The organism is Pseudonocardia sp. UM4_GMWB1 (assembly GCF_017312155.1).
Taxonomy (GTDB): domain Bacteria; phylum Actinomycetota; class Actinomycetes; order Mycobacteriales; family Pseudonocardiaceae; genus Pseudonocardia; species Pseudonocardia alni.
The window spans coordinates 2390522-2411599 of the sequence record NZ_QJPN01000001.1; the positions used below are offsets into that span (position 1 = coordinate 2390522).

A 21078-nucleotide genomic window follows, 5' to 3' on the forward strand; every position below is an offset into this window, starting at 1 on the left:
GACTCGGCGGGGGAGCGCGGCGGGGCCGGCCCGCCCGTCAGACCGCGGTGACCGGCACCGTGTGCCGGCCGGTCGCGCCGTCGGGGATCGAGACCTGTTCCCGTTCCGTCTGCACCGTGCCGGTCCGGTCGGTCGCGCGCACGCGCAGGGTGTGCTCGCCGGGTCCCAGTTCGATCTCGGTGCGCCACATCCGCCAGGTGTCGGCAGCGACGTCGGCGCCGAGGCGGGCCGGGACCCAGGTCCCGCCGTCGACGGCGACCTCGACCCGGGTGATGCCGACGTGCGGCGCCCACGACGTCCCGGCGACGACGACCCGCCCGGCCGGGACCGACGCCCCGGCCGCCGGGGTGTCGATGCGGGACTGGGTCTTCACCGGGCCCTCGCGGGCCCAGCCGCGCTCGGCCCAGTACGGGGTGGCCGCGTCCCAGGTGGTCACCTCGATGTCGGTGATCCACTTGCAGCCGGAGACGTAGCCGTAGAGGCCGGGGACGACCATGCGCACCGGGAAGCCGTGCTCGACCGGCAGCGCCTCGCCGTTCATGCCGAACGCGAGCAGGGCGTCGCGGCCGTCGGTGACGACGTCGACCGGGGTGCCGGTGGTGAACCCGTCGACGCTGGTGGACAGCAGCTGCTGGGCCCCGGGTCCGACCCCGGCCTCGGCGAGCAGGTCGGCCAGGCGCACCCCGGTGAACCGCGCGTTGGAGATCAGCGCGCCGCCGACCGGGTTGGACACGCACACCATCGTGATCGGCACCTCGACGACCCGGCGGGCCCGCAGCTGGTCCAGGGAGAGCGTCAGCTCGCGCTCGACCATGCCGTGCACCCGCAGGGTCCACGACGCGGTGTCGACCCGCGGGACCTGCAGCGCGGTGTCGATCCGGTAGAAGTCCGCGGTCGGGGTCAGCCAGGCCGGTGCGCCCGGCAGGGTCGCGTCCGGCGGGAGCGCCGGTACCGGCGGGGCGGGCGGCAGCGCGAGTGCCGCGGGCCCGGACGTCGACGGCGCGGCGGCGAGCAGCCGCCCGGCGACGGTCGCCCCCAGCGACACGACGGCGACCCCGCCGGCCAGCGAGAGGGCCCGCCGGCGCGACAGCGGCGCGGCGGCGCCCAGGCCGTCCCGGGCCGCCCGGGTGAACGCGGCGTGCACCGCGAGGAACACCGTCGGCCCGACGAGGAGCGCCACGGCGGGGGCGAGCAGGTCGACCGGCCGGAACGCGGGCGCGAGCACCGTGGTGACCAGGGCGGTCACCCCCATCGCGACGACGACCGCCACGCCCGGGGCGGGTCGTCGCCGGGCCAGGAGCCCGGCGGCCACGGCCAGCCCGGTGATCACCAGCGCCATCCCGGTCAGCAGCGCGAGCTTGTCGGCGGTGCCGAACGTGGCGATCGCGAACTGCTTCAGCCACTCCGGGGTCAGCCGGACGAACTGGTCGCCGACGGTCAGGAACGGCGACGACGCCGGCGCCACCAGCCCCGCGACGAGGTCGCCCACGGCGAGGGCCGAGCCGACGCCGAGCAGGCCGGTGACCACCGCCCGCGGCCGGGTGAGGGACGCGGTGGGGCGGATCGGGGTCGCGGTCACACCAGGGTGTTCGTACGACGACGGGCCCGGGGTTCGCACCCCGGGCCCGTCGTGTCGTGCCGGCGGTCGTCAGCTCGTGGGCATGAGGACCTTGTCGATCACGAACACGGTGGCGTTCGCGGTCGGGATGTTGCCGCAGAGGATGTTGGCGGTGTTGCCCTGCCCGTCGGTGACGGTGGGGGCCTCGGCGGTGCCGCCGATGGTGAGGTCGCCGCCCGCCAGCTGGGTCAGGGTCTTCTTCTCCACGAGGCCCGCGGCGTCCAGGCGCTCCGGGGTCACGTGGTAGGAGAGCAGGCCCTGCAGCTGGGTGGTGTCGGCGAGCAGGGCGTTGAACTTCTCCTCGCCGAGCTGCTGCTGCACCGCGGTGAAGGCGTCGTTCGCCGGGGCGAAGACGGTGATGCCCTGCTGCTGGTTCAGGGTGTCGGCCAGGCCGGGGACCTTGCCGACGGCGGTGACCAGCGTGGTCAGCAGCGGGTTGGTGCTCGCGGCGGTGGCGACCGGCTGCGGGCCCATCGAGTTCAGCGAGCCGGGCTCGTCGCCCTGCGGCAGCTGGCTGCAGGCCGGGCCGAAGACGTCGTCGTTGGTGGTGACGCCGTCGGCGGCGGCGGTGGTCGCCGGGGCCGAGGAGGAGGCCGGGGCCGCCGCGGGCGGGGCGGAGGTGTCGCTGCCGCCGCCACAGGCGGTGAGGCCCAGCGAGAGGGCGGCGAGCAGGCCGACGGTGGCGAGGGTGCGAGAGGCGCGCATGGCTGATTCCCTTTCCAGGAAATTGTCTGTCCTGTATGGATTTCACTGAATTGTTCGGGCGGTGGGTCCGGGCGGTTCGGCGGTTCCGGAAGTTTTTTCGGATATTTCTTCCGGGGGGCGTGGAACGATTCAGACGACGGTGATGATCGTGCTCGGCCACCCCGTCGCGCCGTCCGGGATCGGGTCGACGCGGACGTCGGTCTGGACGAGCCCGCGGCGGTCGGTGGCCCGGGCGGTGAGGGTGTGGCTGCCGGGGGACAGGTCGAGCTCGGCCCGCCACATCCGCCAGGTGTTCGGGTTGACCTCGGTGGCCAGCTCGGCCCGCACCCACGGGCCGTCGTCGGCGCGGACCTCGACGGCGGTGATCCCGACCGGTTGCGCCCACGCGACCCCGGCGACCTGCACACGTCCGGCCGGGAGCCTCGAGAACCCGACCGGGGCGTCGATGCGGCACTGGGTCTTGATCGGGGCGCGCTCGGCCCAGCCCCGGTCGCGCCAGTACACGCTGCGCTCGGCGAAGGTCGTCAGCTCGATGTCGGCGAGCCACTTGGTGGCCGAGACGTAGCCGTAGAGACCCGGGACGACCATGCGCACCGGGAAGCCGTGCTCGACCGGCAGCGCCTCGCCGTTCATGCCGAGTGCGAGCAGCGCGCCCCGGCCGGGTTCGAGCACGGTCGCGGTCGGGGTGCCCGCCGTCCAGCCGTCGCGGCTGGTGGAGACGATCTGGTCCGCGGACGGGTCGACCCCGGCTTCCAGCAGCAGCGGGGCCAGCTCGACGCCGACGAAGTCCGCGGTCGACACCAGGTTCCCGCCGACCGTGTTGGACACGCAGGTCATCGTGATCGTGCGCTGCACCAGCGGGCGTCGCAGCAGGTCGTCGACGGTGAGGACGAGCTCGCGCCCGACCCGGCCGTGCACCCGCAGCGACCAGTCCTCGGCCCGGACAGTGGGGATCGTGAGGGCGACGTCGATCCGGTAGAAGTCGGCGTTCGGCGTCACGAACGGGAGGGTGCCGAGCTGGGGGAACGCGGCCGAGGCGGGTACCGGCGGGGCGGTCTCGGCGAGCGTCGCCGCGGCCAGCCTGCCGGTCAGCGCGGCCCGCGAGGCCGCGATCCCGCTGCCCGAGGAGGAGAGCGCCAGGCCGGCCCCGCCCGCGACGAGCGTCCCGGCGACGGTCGCCGAGGCCCCCGCGAGCACGGTGCGCCGGGGGACCCCGGCACCGCTCCCGCCGCTCCCGGTGCGGGTCCCACCGTGACGGCGGGCGAGGCGGTCCAGCCCCCGCTGCACCACCACGCCCACCACCAGCGCGACGACCGGGGCGGCCAGGTCGGTCGCGGTCGGCGCCGGACCCGTCAGCACCGCGGCCACCGCGAGCAGCCCCAGCGCGGCGACGACCGCGGTCCCCACCGCGGGCCGTCGCCGCGCCGCGAGCCCGGCCAGTGCGCCGAGCAGCACCAGAAGCACGCCGATCCCGGCGAGCAGGACCGGCTTGTCGGCCGTCCCGAACGCGGACTTGGCGAACTCCACGACCGGCTGCGGCGAGAGCCGCACGACCGCGTCGCCGACGGCCACGAAGGGCGACGACGCCGGTGCCACGAGGGCCGACACGAGGTGTCCCGATGCCACCGCCGCGGAGATCGCCAGCAGTTCCACCAGGATCGCCACGGAACGCGACGGAAGGGCCAGGGGCCCGTTTCCCTCGGTCCGGTTCTCGGTCAGCACGACCGTTCTTCGGAACCGGCGGCGGAAACGGTTCGACCGGGTTCCGACGATTCCTCCGCGGAACGGGTCAGGCCAGGCCGAGCGAGTCCGGCTGCACCGGGATCGGGGCGTCGGCGCCGAGCCCCTTCTGCGCCGCCGCGGTCCGGACGGCCTCGATCACCAGCGGCAGCGCGGCCCGTCGTGCGGTGGTGGTGCGGTAGGCCAGTGACACCGTGCGGGTCAGGGCGTCGCCGAGTGCGACGATGTCGACCCCCGGCGGGCGCAGCGCCAGGCCCAGGTCGGTCACCAGGGTGACGCCGAGCCCGGCCGCGACCATCGCCATCGCGGTGGCCTGCTCCTCGACCTCGTGGTCGATCCGCGGCTCGAAGCCCGCGCTCTGGCAGGCCAGCCGGGCCGCCTGCCCGAAGTGCGACCGGGCGGGCGACACGATCCACGGGTGCTCGGCCAGTTCCGACAGCATCACGCTCGCGGCCGGCACGGCCCCGGCCGGCACCGCCGCGTAGACCCGCTCGACGGCGATGACCGCCCGCTCCAGGCCCTTGTCCCACGTCATCGGGTAGTTCGAGTAGTCGATGACGAAGGACAGGTCGAGCTCGCCGTCGCGCACCGCGGCCGCGGTCTCCTCCGGGGCGAGCTCGCGGGTGCGGACCTCGACACCGGGGTGGGTACGGGCCAGCGCGGTCAGTGCGTCGGGCAGCAGGCCCGAGGCGACCGAGGCCCACACCCCGGCGGTGAGCTTGGCCGCAACGGTCTCGCCCGCCCCCTCCAGGGCCTGGGTGGCGCGCTCGACCGAGGCGAGGATCTCCTCGGCGTGCTCGGCCAGCAGGACCCCGAGGTCGGTGAGCTGGACCCGGCGACCTCTCCGTTCGAACAGGCGGGTCCCGACGTCGCGCTCGAGCTGCGCGAGCTGCTGGGACACCGCCGACGCCGTGTAGTGCAGCGCGGTCGCCGCTGCCGTGATGGTTCCCCGCCGGTGCAGCTCGCGCAGCATCCGCAGCCGAGACAGGGACAGCTCCATGTGGCCGAGCCTATTGCGCTGTGCAGGAACGGTGAACAGCGCCGTGAATGATCCGTAAATGGACGCGGGGCCGGGTGCGACCCCAACCTGGGGCCACCGGTCGGGAACGACTGCGGCCGGGGGACGACGAGGTCCGCGATGTCGACGAGACCGGAACGGCCCCTGGCGGCGACGACCGGTGCAGCACGAGCAGGAGGTGGGTCGCCATGACGACGATGCAGAACCCGGCCGGGAGCACCCCGCAGACGGCGGCCACGGCCGTCCCGTACGTCGCCGGCGCCCCGGCGCCCACCGTCGCTCCGGTCGTCCGCCGCCCCGAGCCGTACATGCGCCTGCAGTGGAACGACGCCGTGACCGGTGCCGTCGGCTACCTGGTCGTGCACACCCTGCGGGCGGGCCTCGCCACCGGCGGCACCCGGATGCGGGCCGGCTGCACGTTGTCCGAGGTCGAGGACCTCGCACGGGGCATGGCCAACAAGACCGCCACCTTCGACCTGCCGATCGGCGGGGCCAAGGGCGGCATCGACTTCGACCCGAAGGACCCGCGCGCCGTCGAGGTGCTGGAGCGGTTCTGCGAGGCCATGCGCCCCTGGATCGACGCGCACTGGGTGACCGCGGAGGACCTCGGCGTCCCGCAGCACCTGATCGACGAGGTCTTCGAGAAGATCGGCCTCGGCCAGAGCTACCACGCCGCGATCAGCCGTGCCGCCGACCCGGCCGCCACCCTGGAGCGGGTGCGCACCGGGCTGACCGCCGAGGTCGACGGCGGGTTCGAGCTGGGCGACGTGATCGGCGGCTACGGCGTCGCGCACGCCTGCCTGGCCTCCGCGGTGTCCTGGGGCCAGATCCCGGCCGACACCACGGTCGCGATCCAGGGCGTCGGCACGATGGGCGGTGCGGCCGCCTACTACCTGCACGAGGCCGGGATGCAGGTCACCACGCTGGCCGACGCCGCGGGCACCCTGCACTGTGCCGACGGGCTCGACGTGCCCGCGTTGCTGGACCTGCGCGACGGCTTCGGCGAGATCGACCGCGCCCGGCTGCCCGCCGGTGTCGAGCAGCTCCCGCGCACCGCGATCCTCTCCGCCGAGGTCGACATCCTGGTGCCGGCCGCGATCTCCTACGCGATCACCCCGGACAACTCCTACGACGTCCGCGCCCGTGTGGTCGTCGAGGCCGCGAACGCCGCGACCACCCCGGAGGCCGAGGCCATGCTCGCCGCCCGCGGCGTGCCGGTGCTGCCGGACTTCGTCGCCAACGCCGGTGCGGTCGCCTGGGCCTGGTGGCTGCTGCTCGGTGAGGTCGACGACGACCCGCAGAACTCCTTCGACCGGCTGCGCACCGTGATGCACGCCAAGGTCGCGCAGCTGCTGGCCGCGTGGTCCGAGGACGGCGTCACCCCGCGCGAGACCGGGCACCGCTGGGCCGACGACCCCGCCCCGACCACCGGGCCGGTCGTCATCCCCTGACCCGCTCCACCCGCGGCGCCCCGTGACGTCGCGCGGCACCCCGTGCACCGGGGGCCGCGCGCCGGGACGGGGAGCCGCGGCGTGCCCGTCAGCCGGCGAGGGCGGCGATGCGGGCGGCGAAGGCGCCCAGGTCGTCGAGACCGCCGTCGCGGATGCTGCGGGCGAGCAGGTCCCGGTAGCGCTCCAGCATCACCAGCAACCGGCGCACGCGATCGGCGTCGACCATCAGCGCAGCCCCTCCCGCGCGACACGGGCGAGGAAGGAACGGGTCATCTCCTCCAGGACGGGGCGGAACTCGATCCAGCGCATCCGGGCGTCCACCTCGAACCGGACCCGTGCGACCTCGTCGGCGCTGAACAACAGCCGGCCGGACTCCGCGACCCGGCCGCGCAGCTCGAGGCCCGCCCGCCCGAGGTCGACGACGTCCACCCCGGTCCCGAGCCGGGCGGCCAGGTCGGCGGCGAGCAGCTCGGTGGCGACGGGAGCCGGCTCACCGGCGAACAGCACCGCCACGTCGTGGTCGCTGTCCGGCCGCGCGGTCCCGGTGGCGCGCGACCCGAACAGGTAGGCCACCGCGACGTCGTGCGCGGTGAACACCGGGCCGAGATCGGGATCCACGACGGTCATCGTGGCACACCCCCGCGCCCCGACGTGGGCATCGACCCGGACCGGCCCGGCCCGACGGCGCGGCGGGACCGCGGCCGGGGCGCGCCGCGGCGGGGGTGCTCAGCCCCGGCGGTCGTCCCGGTCGCGGTCCGCCCCGAACTCCCGGTCGTGGCGCAGCCGGGCGTCGACGTGCTGTTCGGCGCGCCGCGCCTCCCGGGTCGACGCGGCCGCCCCCACCGGGTAGCCGGCCTTCATCACCCGGGTCTCGCACGCCTCGACCACGTAGACCATCGAGTAGAAGTAGCCGATCACCGCGCCGGAGGCGATGGCGCCCAGCCGCACCCACGCCGGGCCGGGCACCACCAGGAACAGCAGGGCCAGCAGCGGGATCAGCTGGACCGTCGTACGGAGGAAGTGGCGCAGCACCCAGGTGCGGGTCGTGACGTCGTGCAGCACCCAGCGCCGGTTCCGATCCGGCAGCCGGGCACCGAAGGCGTAGGCCACCCAGCGGAACGGGTTCGGACGCCGGATCCGGTCGTCCATCGGACGTTCCCCCTCATCGGATCGCGCACCCGGGTCAGACACCCGGATGCCGGACGAGCACGGCGAACGGGTCCGTCCAGTGCCGTCCGCCGTTCTGCGGGGCGACGGTCACGCCGTCGGCACCCGGCAGCGGCTGCGGCAGCGGCCTGCCCGTCGCCGCGTCGGCCACGAGTTCGCGGACCCGCTGCCCGGCCCGATGGTAGAACTCCAGCTGCACCGCGCGACCGAACAACCCGAAGCCGAGCCGGAACAGGGGGTTCGGGATGTGCGCGGGCCGGGAGAACGCGCGGATGACGAACTCGACGTCGCCGGTCGCGAGGTCCTTGACCACCTCGTAGGTGAGCCGGCCCTCCTCCAGGTGCCCGTGCAGGGTCTCGTAGGTCCAGCCCCAGACGCGCCGGCCGTCGACGGTCTCGTCGACCAGACCGGTCACGCGGACGCCGAGGTGGAAGCGCATCGGCCCGAACCGGCCCTCCAGCAGCATGTCCCGCCCCAGCAGCGGGTCGGACGGGCGGAACACGCCGCGCAGCCGGTTCGGGGCGGTGAACTGGTAGTCGCGCAGCACCGCGCAGGCACGTTCCCACGGCCCGTCGGGGACCGGGTCGCCGGGCGGCTCGGTGCCGACCAGGGCCCGGCCGTGGTCGACGTGCCAGCGCGGGTCACGGGTGTCGGTGGGGGTCTCGGCGTCGTCGAAGTTCACGCCGCGTGCGGCGAGTCCGTCCAGGTCGGCGCGACGGTCCCCGGGGGCGGGGCGCTTCAGGACCGACGGCCCTTCTCCTCGCGCCGCATCGAGTCGCCGATCAGCCAGAACATCGACGGCCACAGGCCGACGAAGACGGCGCGGCGTTCGGCGTTGCCGCGCTCGTCCTGGTCCACGGTCTTCGCGCGCAGCCACAGCGCGATGGAGAAGCCCACCGAGCCGAGGGAGAACCACTGGAGCTGGGCACCGCGCAACCCGACCCGGTGCAGGACACGTCCGACCGTCATGGCGGTTCCTTCCCCGCTCCCGGCGGATGTAATCCCGCAGAGGGGGTATGTCCACGCCGTGCGGACTTCCAGGACGGCCACGACGAGAGATCGGTCCACCCCGGTGACGGGGGACCGGCGGTCCCGGCGGGTGTCGGCGGTGCTGCGCTGGCCGGTGGGTCTGGCCCTGGTGTCGTGGCGCTACTTCTGGCGCACCACACCGATCCACCGCAGCGACGTCGTCGGGGACCTGGGGGACCTGCCGCCCGCCTCGCCGCAGGGCGCCGAGGGCGACGACGTCCAGCGCCCGTCGGACGGGGTCGGGACCCTGCTGCACCGGCGCTACAGCGTGCGCATCCGCGGGTCCCGGCTGAGCCCCGAGGAGCTCATGACGCGCCTCGCCGCGGACCCCGACCGCTGGTCACCGGAGTTCGCGGTGTTCCGCCGCACCCGTGGTGAGCCCGGCGGGATGGCGGTCGGCGACGAGTTCCTGATCCGCATGCCCGGCCCGTGGGACGGCCCGGTGCGGGTGGCCGCCGCCGGGCCGAGCGAGTTCTCCTTCGTCACCCTCGACGGGCACCTGGAGGCCGGCCGGATCGAGTTCCGCACCCGTCGCGACCCGGACCACCCGGAGATGCTGCGCTTCGACATCGAGTCCTGGGCGCGGCCCGGGGACCGGCTGTCGCACGTGCTCTACAACACCCTGCGGGTGGCCAAGGAGGTGCAGTTCAACATGTGGACGCACGCCTGCATCCGGGCGGCCGCCATCGCGGGCGGCCGCCCGGACGGCGGCGTGACGGTGCGCACCCGGCGGTTCGCGACCGCCGGATGACGCGGCGGGCCTCACCGGGCGGCCCGCACCTCGCGGATCATGACGACCCCGAGCCCGGCGACGGCGATCCCGCGCAGCAGCTCCACGTGCAGCCCGCTGAGCACCGGGGCCTCCGGCAGCGGCACGAACAGCAGCAGCGCCCCGGTCAGCGCGGCCGCGCCGATCCAGCGCGGCACCCCGGTGGTACGCATCAGCGCCACACCCGTCAACGCCAGCCCGGCCAGGAGAACCAGCCCGCCGACCATCTGCAGCAGCGCGAAACCGGGGGCGGCGAGGATGCTGCCGTCGTCGGGGACCAGCTCCGGGGCGGCACGGGCGATCTCGGGCGCCACCAGCCCCTCGACGACGAGGTGGCCCTGCGCGCTCAGCGCATTGCCCAGGAAGTACAGGCCGAACCCGAGCGTGCCGAGCACACCGGCCCGCGGGGCGAACCAGCCCCAGGCCGCCGGCAGGCCCATCATCAGCGCGAGCGCGCCGGCGTAGATCGACAGCTGCGCCCACGGCGAGCCGGGGGCGAGCAGGGACGCGACGGAGTGGGCGTTCCCGTCGACGACGGGGTGGGCGACGCCACCGGCGAGCGAGAGCACGGCGGAGGCGAGCAGCATCACGCCGCCGCCCACCACCAGGCGTCGCCGGGTGGGGTCGACGGCGGGGACGGCCGGGGTGGTGGGGGTGGTGGGGGCGTCCTGCACGGTCACGGTGGGTCCTTCCGGAGGGGCGCGTCCGGTCGGTCCGGCGCGGCGGGACCACCGTGCGCCCGGCCGCTTGCAGCCCACTTGCGGACCGGCTGCGGGCGCCGCGGGCACTGTCGCCCGGGCGCGGGGCGGGGCAGACTCGCCGATCATGAGCACCGACGCTCCCGCCTTCACCGAGATCTCCTACGACGTCGACGACCGGGTCGCCACGATCACCCTCGACCGCCCGGACCGCCTCAACGCGTTCACCCCGACGATGGCCCGCGAGCTGATCGCCGCCTACGACCGCGCCGACGCCGACGACGCCGTCCGCGCGATCGTGCTCACCGGCCGCGGCCGCGGCTTCTGCGCCGGCGCCGACCTGGGCCGTGGCGGGGCGTCGTTCGATCCCACCGACCCGCAGCGCGCCGCCGACCGGGCGGGCGTCGGCACCATCGGCGGCGTCGTCCGCGACGGCGGCGGCACCGTGACCATGCGGATGGCGGCGCTGCGCACCCCGGTGATCGCCGCCGTCAACGGGCCCGCGGTCGGCATCGGGGCGACGATGACGCTGCCCGCCGACATCCGGCTGGCCGGCGCCTCGGCCCGGTTCGGCTTCGTGTTCGCCCGCCGCGGGCTCGTCCCCGAGGCCGCGTCGAGCTGGTTCCTGCCGCGCATCGTCGGAGTCTCCCGGGCCATGGAGTGGGCCGCGACCGGCCGGGTGTTCGACGCCGCCGAGGCCCTCGACGGCCGGCTGGTGTCCCGAGTCCTGCCCGACGACGAGCTGCTCGGCGCGGCGTACGCGATCGCCCGCGAGATCGCCGACAACACCTCCGCGGTGTCGGTCGCGCTGACCCGCCAGCTGCTGTGGGGGATGCTCGGCGCGCCCAGCCCGTGGGACGCCCACCGCGCCGACTCGGCCGCGATCGCGCACCTCGGGCAGGGCCGCGACGTCGGCGAGGGTGTCACCTCGTTCCTGGAGAAGCGCCCGCCCGCCTTCCCCGACACCGTCTCCGACGACTACCCCGGCCACGTCCTGCCGCACTGGCCCGCGCCGCCCGCCGACCTGACGGACTGAAATCCGGGTGCGCCGGCGACCCCGTCGCCCCTACCGTCGCCCCGTGGCCTCGATACGCCTGCGCGTCGCCCGACGGCGGCGCCACACCTGATCCCTGCCGATCTCCTGGCGCCGCCGTCCGAGCAGCCGGTCCTCGTACCCCTGCCGGGCGGCGCCCCGCCGCGCCCCCGGCTCCCACCCCGGGAGCCTCCTGTGCGATCCCCCCTACCCCGCCCGCTCGGCCGTCATGAGCACGGTCAGAACTTCCTCGTCGACGCCTCCGTCCCGGCCGCGCTGGCCGCCGTCGTCGCCGGGTACCCGCCCCGGCCGCTGCTGGAGCTGGGCCCCGGCGACGGCGCGCTGACCGCCGCGCTGCTGCGGCTGCCCGGCAGGCCGCTGACCGCGGTCGAACTCGACCCGCACCGGGTGGCCCGGCTGCGACGGCGGTTCGGCGACGCCGTCACCGTCGTCCACGGCGACCTGCTCGACGCCCGCCTGGACCGGCCCGTCGACGTGGTGTCCAACGTCCCGTACGCGGTGACCACCCCGCTGCTGCGACGTCTGCTGGGCGCCCCGCGCTGGGCGCACGCGCTGCTGCTGGTGCAGTGGGAGGTGGCGCGCAAGCGGGCGGCGGTCGGCGGCACCAGCGCGCTCACCGCCCGCTGGTGGCCGTGGTTCACCTTCACCCTGCACGACCGTGTCCCGGCCCGGGCGTTCCGGCCGGTCCCGGCCGTCGACGGCGGGGTGCTGGAGATCGCCCGCCGCGACGTGCCGCTGCTCGACGCCCGGCCCCGGGACCACCACCGGATGGTCGACGCGGTGTTCACCGGCCGCGGCCGCGGGGTCGTCGACGTCGTCGGGCGGCGGTTCGGCCGCGCCCTCGCCCGGGACTGGGCGCGCGAGTGCGGTCTCGGGCCGCGGGCACTGCCACGCGACCTCGACGCCGGGCAGTGGGTCCGGCTGCATGCCCGGGTGGCCGGGCGGGGGTGACCCCGGTCCCGCTCCGTTGCGCCGGGCGGGTGCCGTCTGTTCGGGTGGGCGGTGTGGAGCACTCGGAGCTGACCCGCCGGCGGTGGCTGGACCACGGCCGCCTGTCGTCGCACGCCTGTCGCTGACCCCGGCCTCGCGCACCGACTCCCCGCTCCGCCTCACCCACCGGCAGGTCCCGTGTCCAGCTCCGCCGTGTCCGATCCCGCCCCGACGTCCGGTGCCGCGCCGCGCCGCGCCGCCGTCGCGAGCCTCGTCGGGACCACCATCGAGTGGTACGACTTCTACCTCTACGCCACCGCCGCGGCGCTGGTGTTCGCCCCGCTGTTCTTCACCGACGCCGACCCGGCGACCGGAGTGCTCGCCTCGTTCGCGACCTACGCCGCCGGGTTCGGGGCGCGGCCGATCGGCGCCGTCGTCGCCGGGCACCTGGGGGACCGGATCGGCCGCCGCGCCGTCCTGGTCGGGTCGCTGGTGCTGATGGGCGTCGCGACGACGCTCATCGGGCTGCTGCCGACCTACCCGACCGTCGGGCTGCTGGCCCCGGTGCTGCTCGTGGTGCTGCGCCTGGCCCAGGGGCTCGCCGTGGGTGCGGAGTGGGCCGGTGCGGTGCTCATGGCCGTCGAGCACGCCGAGACCGAGCGCCGACGCGGCCTGTTCGGCAGCTTCCCGCAGATCGGCTCCTCGGCCGGGATGCTGCTCGCGTCGGGTGTCTACACCGCGGTGCTCGCGATCGCGGGCAAGGAGGCGTTCCTCGCCGGGGCCTGGCGGATCCCGTTCCTGCTCAGCGCGGTGCTCGTCGTGGTGGGGCTGGCCATCCGGCTCACCCTCGCCGACCCCGCGGTGTTCACCGCCGCCCGCGACGCCGGGACGCTGTCCCGCCGCCCGGTGCTGGAGGTGCTGCGCACCGACTGGCGCACCGTGCTGCTGACCGTCGGCAGCCGGATCGCCCAGAACTCCGTCTACATCCTGGCGACGACGTTCGCGCTGACCTACCTGGCCCAAGGCGACTCGGGCGCCGCCGAGGGCGCCGGTCTGACCGCGGTGATCATCGCGTCGGCGATCGGGCTGTTCTCGACGCCGTTGTGGGCGGTCCTGTCCGACCGGGTCGGCCGCAAGCCGGTCTACCTGGCCGGCGCGATCGGGGCGCCGCTGTTCCTCGGGGCCTTCTTCCTGCTGCTCGACACCGGGTCCACCGTGCTGGTCGTGGTCGGCATGGTGGTGCTGGTCAACCTCTTCCACGACGCGATGTACGGCCCGCAGGCGGCCTGGTACGGCGAGCTGTTCGACACCCGGCTGCGCTACAGCGGGGCGTCGCTGGGCTACCAGATCGGGTCGGTCATCGGCGGCACGACGCCGCTGGTCGCCACCGCGCTGCTCTACGCCGGCGGCGGGACCCCGTGGCTGATCTGGGGGTATTTCGGGGTGCTGTTCGCGATCTGCGTCGTCTCCACCGTCCTGCTCCCCGAGACCCACCGCGGCGGGCTGCGCACCGCCCGGGAGAAGGTGTCGGCATGACCGGCCGCATCCTGCTCAACGCCTTCGACATGGCCTGTGTGGGCCACCAGTCCGCCGGGCTGTGGCGCCACCCGTCCGACGAGGGGCACCGCTACACCGACCTCGACCACTGGACCTCGCTGGCCCGCATGCTGGAGGACGGCGGTTTCGACGCGCTGTTCCTCGCCGACGTCCTCGGCGTCTACGACGTCTACGGCGGCTCCCGTGACGCCGCCGTCCGCGCCGCCGCGCAGGTCCCGCTCGCCGACCCGCTGCTGCTCGTCCCCGCGATGGCGGGGGTGACCTCGCGGCTCGGGTTCGGGGTGACCGTCTCGGTCGCCTACGAGCACCCCTACGCGCTGGCGCGGCGGCTCACCACCCTCGACCACCTCACCCGCGGCCGGGTCGCGTGGAACGTCGTCACGTCCTACCTGGACTCCGCGGCGCGCAACCTCGGCCGGTCCGGGCAGATCCCGCACGACGAGCGCTACGAGCTCGCCGAGGAGTTCCTGGAGGTCTGCTACAAGCTGTGGGAGGGCTCCTGGGACGACGACGCCGTGGTCCGCGACCGTGCCCGCGGCGTGTTCACCGAGCCGGACCGGGTGCACGACATCGCCCACCACGGCCGCTGGTTCGACGTGCCCGGCCCGTTCCTGTCCGAGCCGTCCCCGCAGCGCACCCCGGTGATCTTCCAGGCGGGCGCGTCGCCGCGCGGTGCCCGGTTCGCCGGCACCCACGCCGAGGCCGTGTTCGTGTCCGGCCCGTCGCCCGCGGTGGTCCGCCGCTCGGTCGACGCCGTGCGTGCCGAGGCCGCCCGCGCCGGGCGGGACCCGCGCTCGGTGAAGGTCTTCGCCATGCTCACCGCGATCGCCGGGGAGACCGACGCGGCCGCCCGCGCGACGCTGGCCGAGTACCTGGAGCTGACCGACCCGTCCGCGGCGCTGGCGCTGTTCGGCGGCTGGTCCGGCGTCGACCTGGCGGGGGCCTCGCCGGAGCAGAAGCTCGAGTACGTGCAGACCGACGCGACCCGCTCGGCGCTGGCGTCGTTCACCGGGCCGGACCGCGACTGGACGGTGGGGGAGCTCGCGGAGTTCATCACCGTCGGCGGGCGCGGGCCGCTCCTCGTCGGGTCGGGGGCGGGTGTCGCCGACGAGCTGGAGCGCTGGGCCGACGAGGCCGACCTCGACGGCTTCAACCTGGCCTACGCCGTCACCCCGGGGACGATGGCCGACGTCGTCACCCACGTCGTGCCCGAGCTGCGCCGCCGCGGCCGGATGCCCGCCGCCGCCGACGCGGGCGGCCCCACCCTGCGCGAGCGCTACGGCACCGGCGACGGCGCCCGGCTCGCGAAGGACCACCCCGGGGCGGCGCACCGTACGCACTGACGCCACGCCATGACCACCGGGAGCGGAGCGCGGGGAGCAGCACCCGCACCCGGCCGCCCCACTCCCGGTGATCATGGTGCCGACGGTCGCGTTCCGCGGTGCAGGGCCACCCCGCAGAGGGACGTCGCGACCCCGACCAGGTGGCACTGCACCACCGACGCGTGACGCCCCGCGCCGTCGCCGTACCGCCGTGTTCATCTCGGTCCCGGCCGGGGTGGCGATCGGGGGAGTGCGGGCATGGTGGGGTGGACGGGCAGCCGGGGCGCGGCGGTGGCGGCGGCGGTCGTGATCGGGGTACTGGTACCGGCCACCCAGCAGGCGTCCGCGGCCCCCGCCCGGGAGGCGTACCCCGTCGCGGCCACCGCGTCCGCGGCATCGCCCGCGGCAGGGGCCGGGTCCGCCGCATCCGATTCCGCCGCACCCGGTGCCGCTCCGGGCCCGGCCGCGGCGCCCGTCGCCCCGGCCCCGCAGGCCCCCGCGATCACCCACCGCGAGGAGCGGGTCGACACCCCGGCCGGGCCGGTGACCGTCGACATCGTCGTCGCCGACCTGGACCGGGCCGAGCTGCGCGCCACCCTGCTCACCGGCGCAACGGTCGGGGAGCGGTCGTCGGTGCCCGCGCACGCCCGGCGCGGCGGCGCCGTCGCCGCGATCAACGGCGACTTCTTCGACCTGGCCCGCAGCAACGCCCCGGCCGGCCCCTCGGTCCGCGACGGCCGGGCACTCACCTCCGCCGTGCCGCCCGGGCGGCGGCTCGCCCCGGGCGTCCCCGGCGCCCAGCAGGGCGACGTCCTCGCGATCGACGACGACGGCACCCCCCGCCTGGACCGGCTCACCCTCGACGCGTCCGCGACCGGGCCGGAGGGCCGCCTGCGCATCGACACCCTCAACGCCTACGCCGTGCCCGTCGGCGGGATCGGGCTGTTCACCTCCGACTGGGCGGGCGACCGGGCCGCCACGCTGTGCGGCAGCGACACCGACCGGGACGCGCCGTGCGCACCGGACCGGTTCGAGGTCGTGGTCCGCGACGGTGCGGTCACCGCCGTCGGCCCGCCCGGCGGGGGAGCGATCCCGGCCGGGGAACAGGTCCTCGCCGGCCGCGACCAGGGCGCCGCCGCGCTGCGCGGGCTCGCCGTCGGCGACCGTGTCACCGTGCGGCAGGCGCTCACCGCCGCGTCGGGGACCGTGCCGCGGACCGCGGTCGGGGCGTCACCGATCCTGCGCGACGGCACACCCGTCGCCGGGTTGGACGCCCGCTCGCGCGACCCGCGCAGCGCCGCGGGCCTCACCGCGCAGGGACGGCTGATCCTGCTCACCGCCGACGGCCGCGAGTCGACCTCGGTCGGGATCACCCTGGCCGAGACCGCCGAGCAGTTGCGCCGGGCGGGCGCCGTCGACGGCGTCAACCTCGACGGCGGCGGCTCCTCGACGATGGTGTTCCGCGACCAGGTCGTGAACAGCCCGTCCGAGGACGCCTACCGGCTGGTGCCCAACGCGCTCGGCGTCGTGGAGAACTGAGCGTCCGGGTCGCGGGCGACGGTGACCCCGAGCATCGCGAACAGCTGCTCCACCAGCCAGTCCCGCAGCTCGGCGTGGGCGGGCACCCGGCCCGCCTCCAGCCACACCAGCACCGAGCCCTCGACCAGCGCGACCCAGCCGCGCAGGGTCATCAGCTGCAGCGGGGTCGGGTCGGGGACGCCGCCGCGCACGCACAGCAGGTCCACGATGTGGTCGCGCACGCCGTCGACCATGGCGTCGGTCTCCCCGGTGGAGACGACCGAACCGCTGCGCAGCAGCGCGATGTAGGCCCGCGAATGCCGGCCGACGACGTCGAGGAACACGTCCAGCGCGTCGGCCAGCTGCCCGTCCAGCGGACCGTCGGTGGGCAGCGCGACCCGGTCGATGAGCTCCTCGGCGACGCTGCCCAGCGCCGCGACGTGCAGCTCCTCCATCCCGGAGAAGTACCGGTAGAACAGCGCCCGGGACACGTCCGCGGCCCGGGTGACGTCCTCGACGGCCACCTCCTCCGGCGAGCGGGCGCCGTAGAGGTCGAGCGCGGCGGACACGAGCTGTGCGCGGCGGGCCTCGGGCGTCATACGCCGGGGTGGACGTGCGGGTGAGGTCATCACCGACGAGGGTACGGACCCCACGCCTCAGCGCCCGAGATCGACGACGATCGTCCCGTCCGTGGCCCGCCCGACACACAGCGCGGTCAGACCCGGCCCGGCCGGGTCGCCCACGGTGGTGCCCTCCACGAGCCGGACGTGGCAGGTCCCGCAGAACCCCTGCCGGCACGAGTACGGCACGTCCGGGCGCAGCGCGCGGACCGCGTCCAGCGCGGTGCGGTCGGCGGGGACCGCGACGTCCGGGCCACCGGCGATCCGGACGGTGAACGGGCGGCCGTCGCGGATCGGGGGCGGGGAGAACCGCTCGGAGTGGAACCGCTGCCCTGCGGGGAGCGCCCGGCGCAGAGACTCGATCATCGGCGGCGGGCCGCAGCAGTAGACGGCGGCGTCGGCGTCGGTCCCGGACAGCAGCTCGGCCGCCGACGGGACACCCGCGACGTCGTCGGGGCGGCGCAGGACCCGGTCCGGGGCCAGCACGGCCAGTGCGTCCGACAGTGGCATCGACGCCCGGTCCCGGCCGGTGTGCACCAGCCGCCACGGCACCCCGGCGGCGTGCGCGGCCCGGACCATCGGCGCGATCGGGGTGATCCCGATGCCGCCGGCGACGAACAGGTACGACGGCGCCGTGGCCAGCGGGAAGGCGTTGCGCGGGCCGTGCAGCCGCAGCCGCACCCCGGGGCGCAGGGTGTGCATCTCGTGCGAGCCGGTGCCCCCGGGCACCTGCCGTACCGCGATCCGGTACACCGACCGGTCGTCCGGGTCGCCGCACAGCGAGTACTGGCGCATGACCCCCGAGGGCAGCTCGACGTCGACGTGCGCGCCGGGCCGCCAGCCCGGAAGCGGCTCGGCGCCCGCCGGGACGAGGTCGAGCTCGGCGACGTCGGGGCAGGGACGGCGCACGGCGTGCACCTCGACGAGCAGCGTGCGGTCCACCGGGGTGACCGGGCGGCGGCGCCGGGCACCGGCCGTCGCGAGGGTCTGGGTCAGGGCGGTGAGCACCGACAGCGCGGTGGCCCCGCGGTTCGGGTGCGGCGGCGGCGCGGTCGAGCCCGTGCCGGGCAGCAGCGCGGGACTCATGCCGCGGACCCCTCGGCCGGGCCGGCGTGACCCGCCTCGGCGGCGCGGGCGGCGGGGGAGATCGCGAGATAGGCCACCGCGGCGTCGGTGTCGCCGTGCGCGGCCGGGTGGAACCGCGGGCTGAGGTAGGTCAGGACGGCGCGGGCGAACAGCCACGGCCCGGGCACCAGCCCGCGCCGGGAGTCCCGCAGGTAGTCGCGCAGCCGGGCCCGGCGCTGCGGTGTCCCGCGCAGGTGCGGGTCGCGGGCGCACAGGTGCCGGGTGCCGTCGACCCACAGCTTCGCCAGCGCCGGGCCGGCCACCGCCATCGCCCGGATCCGGCGCAGCCAGCGGCCGTCGAGGTGGGTGTAGAGGTCGTGCGCGACGTTGCGGTGCTCGACCTCCTCGGCACCGTGCCAGCGCAGCATGTCCAGCATGTGCGGGTCGGCCCCGGCCGCGTCCAGCGCGGCGGAGTCGAGGATCCAGGAGCCGAGGACGGCGGTGAAGTGCTCGATCGCCGCGATCAGCCCGACCCGCTCCACCAGCCACTCCCGGGCCGCGTCGCCGGTCAGACCGCGGTCGCCGAGCAGCTCCTTGAAGATCCACTCGACCTGCTCGACGAAGCGGGTCACGTCGACGCCCGCCTCGACGAGGTGGTCCAGCGCGCCCTGGTGCGAGGTCGCGTGCACGGCCTCCTGGCCGATGAACCCGCGGACGTCCTCGGCTAGCGCCTCGTCACGGACCATCGGCAGCGCGCGGGAGAAGACGTCCACGAACCAGCGCTCGCCCTCGGGCAGCAGCAGGTGCAGCACGTCGATCAGGTGCGAGGCGAACGGCTCGCCGGGGATCCAGTCGGTCCGCAGCTCGGTGAAGTCGAAACGGACGTCGCGGGCCTGGAGTGCGATCCGGTCCTCGGTCGGGTCGGCGGTCATCGTGGACGCTCCTCTCGTACTCAGCGGGTGCCGTCGACGCGGGCGAGCGCGCGGACGAGGCCGGGGGACAGCCGGGACGCGAGCAGCCCGACGTGCGCCTCGGCGGTGACCGGGGCGATCGGCAGGTCCCGCTCGACGGCGCGGACCAGCCGGGCGGCGACGCGCTGCGGGGTGTACCCGCGCCGGGTGTAGGCGGCCGCGGCGTCGCGGCGGCGGACGGCCTGGGTGGCGTCGTCGGTACCGGCGAAGCGGGTCGCCCCGGTGATCGGGGTGTCGACGAACCCGGGGCACAGCGCGGTGACCCCCACCCCGGCGCCCGCCAGCTCGGCGCGCAGGCACTGCGACAGCATCAGCACCGCCGCCTTGGTCGTGGCGTAGGCCGGCAGCGAGCGCGACGGGAGGTACGCCGCCGCCGAGGCGGTGTTGACGATCGTGCCGCCCTCGCCGTGCGCGGCGAGCAGCGCGCCGAAGTGCCGGCAGCCGTGCACGACGCCCCACAGGTTCACGTCGACGATCCGCTGCCACTCCTGCGCCGTGGTGTCGGTGAACGATCCGGCGACGGCGATCCCGGCGTTGTTGACGACGAGGTCGGGCACCCCGTGCTCGGCCGCGACCCGCTCGGCGAGGGCGGCGACGGCGGCCTCGTCGGCGACGTCGACGACCGCGGCCACCGCGCGCCCGGGCCCGTGCCGCCGGGTCACCAGGTCGACGGTCTCCGCGGCGCCGGCCTCGGAGACGTCGGCGACGACGACCCGGCCCCCCAGGTCGGCGACCTGACGGGCGATCTCGCGGCCGATCCCGCTACCCGCCCCGGTGACGACGGCGAGCCCGCCCTCCCAGCGCGACGCCCGGCCCGGCCGTCCCCCGGTGCGGACCAGGGCGGCGCCCCGGGCCCCCGCCCGGGCCAGCGCGGGCGCGGCGGTCCCGCCGCTGCGCTCGGCGACGAGCTCGCGGACACACCGGGCGATCACGCCCGCGCGCTTGCGGACGATCCAGTGCCCGCCGGGCAGGTAGCGGACCCGCAGGTCGGGGGCGTACCCGGCGGCACTCGTCGCCATCGCGGGGGAGACGTAGGCGTCGCCGAGCGGAGCCAGGATCTGCACCGGGACGTCGGTGCGGCGCGGCTGCGGGCGGCCGAGCCGCCGCGGCAGGTTCCGCCGGTAGAGCTCCAGGCCGTTGACCGCGTCGCGCACCGAGGGGCGCGGGATCCGCTCGGTCCGCGCCACCAGCGCGCCGAGCAGCCCGCTGCGGATCATCAGCTCGGGCAGCACCGGCACCCGGAACGCCAGCGTGTACCAGGAGTGCAGCGCCTGGGTGAGCACCGGCCGCAGGTCGCGGAGCCCGCGGCGGCGCAGGAACAGCGCCACGTGGTCCAGGCACGGGCCGGAGATCGAGGTGAACGACGCGACCCGGCCGTCCATCGCCGAGGGGGTGCCGCCCTCGCGCGTGACGGCGTGCCAGGTCTGGATCGAGCCCCAGTCGTGGGCGAGCAGGTGCACCGGGGCGTCGGGGGAGACGGCGTCGGTCACCGTGCGCAGGTCGGCGGCGAGGAGCTCCAGGTCGTAGCCGGCCGGGGCGCCGGGCGCGGCCGAGCCCCCGTGGCCGCGCACGTCGTAGGTGACGACGTGGTGGTCGGCGGCGAGGTCCGCGGCGACGCGGTCCCACACGTGCCGGTCGTCGGGGTAGCCGTGCACCGCGACGACCGTCGGGTGCGACGGGTCGCCCCGCTCCTCCACGACCAGCTCCAGGCCGTCCTGCGTGGTCACCGTCCGGGTGCGGCTCGCGGACTCCACCTCGTTGTGAGACACGCCGTCATCGTAGAAAACGTGTCAACAAGGCGCCACCCCTGGCCCGTCACCCGTCCCGGGCGGCCGGGCGGGACCGG

The 21078-nt window shown here is 75.8% G+C and carries 21 protein-coding genes; 7 read left to right on the top strand and 14 right to left on the bottom strand.

The annotated features are described in order from the left end of the window. Positions 1 to 37: 37 nt before the first annotated feature. The 4 genes from DMP15_RS11645 to DMP15_RS11660 form a co-directional block, all read right to left on the bottom strand. The gene (locus DMP15_RS11645) at positions 38 to 1579 is read right to left on the bottom strand and encodes a sulfite oxidase (RefSeq protein WP_337825874.1); all 1542 of its coding nucleotides are present in this window, start codon (positions 1577 to 1579) and stop codon (positions 38 to 40) included. Positions 1580 to 1648: 69 nt separating this feature from the next. After that, positions 1649 to 2323, bottom strand: coding sequence for a fasciclin domain-containing protein (locus tag DMP15_RS11650; RefSeq protein WP_073574338.1), 675 nt, complete (start codon positions 2321 to 2323; stop codon positions 1649 to 1651). A gap of 129 nt (positions 2324 to 2452) precedes the next feature. Then, complete coding sequence (locus tag DMP15_RS11655; RefSeq protein ID WP_337825875.1) at positions 2453 to 3988, bottom strand: molybdopterin-dependent oxidoreductase; 1536 nt, start codon at positions 3986 to 3988, stop codon at positions 2453 to 2455. A gap of 124 nt (positions 3989 to 4112) precedes the next feature. Further along, the gene (locus tag DMP15_RS11660; protein WP_073574337.1) at positions 4113 to 5063 is read right to left on the bottom strand and encodes a LysR family transcriptional regulator; all 951 of its coding nucleotides are present in this window, start codon (positions 5061 to 5063) and stop codon (positions 4113 to 4115) included. A 326-nt stretch (positions 5064 to 5389) separates the two neighbouring features. Between DMP15_RS11660 and DMP15_RS11665 the strand changes: the two genes are divergently transcribed. Next, positions 5390 to 6532, top strand: coding sequence for a Glu/Leu/Phe/Val family dehydrogenase (locus tag DMP15_RS11665; RefSeq protein WP_337826692.1), 1143 nt, complete (start codon positions 5390 to 5392; stop codon positions 6530 to 6532). An 88-nt stretch (positions 6533 to 6620) separates the two neighbouring features. Here DMP15_RS11665 and DMP15_RS11670 read toward each other — a convergent pair whose 3' ends face one another. The 5 genes from DMP15_RS11670 to DMP15_RS11690 all read right to left on the bottom strand — a co-directional run bounded on the left by DMP15_RS11670 (position 6621) and on the right by DMP15_RS11690 (position 8668). Further along, positions 6621 to 6758, bottom strand: coding sequence for a hypothetical protein (locus DMP15_RS11670; protein ID WP_337825876.1), 138 nt, complete (start codon positions 6756 to 6758; stop codon positions 6621 to 6623). Further along, on the bottom strand, positions 6758 to 7159 hold the full coding sequence (mntA, locus tag DMP15_RS11675; protein WP_073574335.1) for a type VII toxin-antitoxin system MntA family adenylyltransferase antitoxin: 402 nt from the start codon (positions 7157 to 7159) through the stop codon (positions 6758 to 6760). Before mntA ends, DMP15_RS11670 begins: the two co-directional genes overlap by 1 nt. Positions 7160 to 7258: 99 nt before the next feature. Then, the gene (locus tag DMP15_RS11680; protein ID WP_073574334.1) at positions 7259 to 7681 is read right to left on the bottom strand and encodes a DUF5313 family protein; all 423 of its coding nucleotides are present in this window, start codon (positions 7679 to 7681) and stop codon (positions 7259 to 7261) included. Positions 7682 to 7715: 34 nt separating this feature from the next. After that, positions 7716 to 8381 carry a DUF1990 family protein gene (locus DMP15_RS11685; RefSeq protein WP_304580040.1) on the bottom strand — a complete coding sequence of 222 codons (666 nt, stop codon included), beginning with the start codon at positions 8379 to 8381 and terminating at the stop codon, positions 7716 to 7718. A gap of 56 nt (positions 8382 to 8437) precedes the next feature. Continuing rightward, positions 8438 to 8668 carry a hypothetical protein gene (locus DMP15_RS11690; RefSeq protein ID WP_062403384.1) on the bottom strand — a complete coding sequence of 77 codons (231 nt, stop codon included), beginning with the start codon at positions 8666 to 8668 and terminating at the stop codon, positions 8438 to 8440. Between the two features lie 103 nt (positions 8669 to 8771). Between DMP15_RS11690 and DMP15_RS11695 the strand changes: the two genes are divergently transcribed. Continuing rightward, complete coding sequence (locus tag DMP15_RS11695) at positions 8772 to 9479, top strand: DUF1990 family protein (protein WP_073574333.1); 708 nt, start codon at positions 8772 to 8774, stop codon at positions 9477 to 9479. A gap of 11 nt (positions 9480 to 9490) precedes the next feature. Here DMP15_RS11695 and DMP15_RS11700 read toward each other — a convergent pair whose 3' ends face one another. Next, positions 9491 to 10177, bottom strand: coding sequence for a hypothetical protein (locus DMP15_RS11700; RefSeq protein ID WP_083658084.1), 687 nt, complete (start codon positions 10175 to 10177; stop codon positions 9491 to 9493). Between the two features lie 145 nt (positions 10178 to 10322). Here DMP15_RS11700 and DMP15_RS11705 point away from each other — a divergent pair, with 145 nt between their 5' ends. The 5 genes from DMP15_RS11705 (at position 10323) to DMP15_RS11725 (ending at position 16597) form a co-directional block, all read left to right on the top strand. After that, entirely contained in the window at positions 10323 to 11231 is a 909-nt protein-coding gene (locus DMP15_RS11705) for an enoyl-CoA hydratase-related protein (protein WP_073574332.1), read from the top strand. Between the two features lie 192 nt (positions 11232 to 11423). After that, a complete protein-coding gene (gene erm / locus DMP15_RS11710) occupies positions 11424 to 12200 on the top strand; it encodes a 23S ribosomal RNA methyltransferase Erm (protein ID WP_062396191.1) in 777 nt (258 codons plus the stop codon). A 177-nt stretch (positions 12201 to 12377) separates the two neighbouring features. Then, positions 12378 to 13715, top strand: a complete 1338-nt coding sequence (locus DMP15_RS11715) for an MFS transporter (protein ID WP_304580039.1) — start codon at positions 12378 to 12380, stop codon at positions 13713 to 13715. Next, a complete protein-coding gene (locus DMP15_RS11720; RefSeq protein ID WP_073574331.1) occupies positions 13712 to 15079 on the top strand; it encodes an LLM class flavin-dependent oxidoreductase in 1368 nt (455 codons plus the stop codon). The genes DMP15_RS11715 and DMP15_RS11720 overlap by 4 nt, the downstream gene beginning before the upstream one ends. Positions 15080 to 15316: 237 nt before the next feature. After that, complete coding sequence (locus tag DMP15_RS11725; RefSeq protein ID WP_337825877.1) at positions 15317 to 16597, top strand: phosphodiester glycosidase family protein; 1281 nt, start codon at positions 15317 to 15319, stop codon at positions 16595 to 16597. On the opposite strand, the gene DMP15_RS11730 is transcribed toward DMP15_RS11725, so the two are convergent. From DMP15_RS11730 to DMP15_RS11745, 4 genes are read right to left on the bottom strand one after another with little or no spacing between them, the layout of a single operon-like run. Next, a complete protein-coding gene (locus tag DMP15_RS11730) occupies positions 16555 to 17205 on the bottom strand; it encodes a TetR/AcrR family transcriptional regulator (RefSeq protein WP_246352729.1) in 651 nt (216 codons plus the stop codon). The genes DMP15_RS11725 and DMP15_RS11730 overlap by 43 nt on opposite strands. 27 nt (positions 17206 to 17232) lie before the next feature. Continuing rightward, complete coding sequence (locus tag DMP15_RS11735; protein WP_337825878.1) at positions 17233 to 18282, bottom strand: PDR/VanB family oxidoreductase; 1050 nt, start codon at positions 18280 to 18282, stop codon at positions 17233 to 17235. Continuing rightward, complete coding sequence (locus tag DMP15_RS11740; RefSeq protein WP_179762307.1) at positions 18279 to 19193, bottom strand: metal-dependent hydrolase; 915 nt, start codon at positions 19191 to 19193, stop codon at positions 18279 to 18281. The genes DMP15_RS11735 and DMP15_RS11740 overlap by 4 nt, the downstream gene beginning before the upstream one ends. A gap of 20 nt (positions 19194 to 19213) precedes the next feature. After that, positions 19214 to 21001: an SDR family oxidoreductase gene (locus DMP15_RS11745; RefSeq protein WP_337825879.1), complete on the bottom strand. Its 1788-nt coding sequence runs from the start codon at positions 20999 to 21001 to the stop codon at positions 19214 to 19216. Positions 21002 to 21078 lie beyond the last annotated feature (77 nt).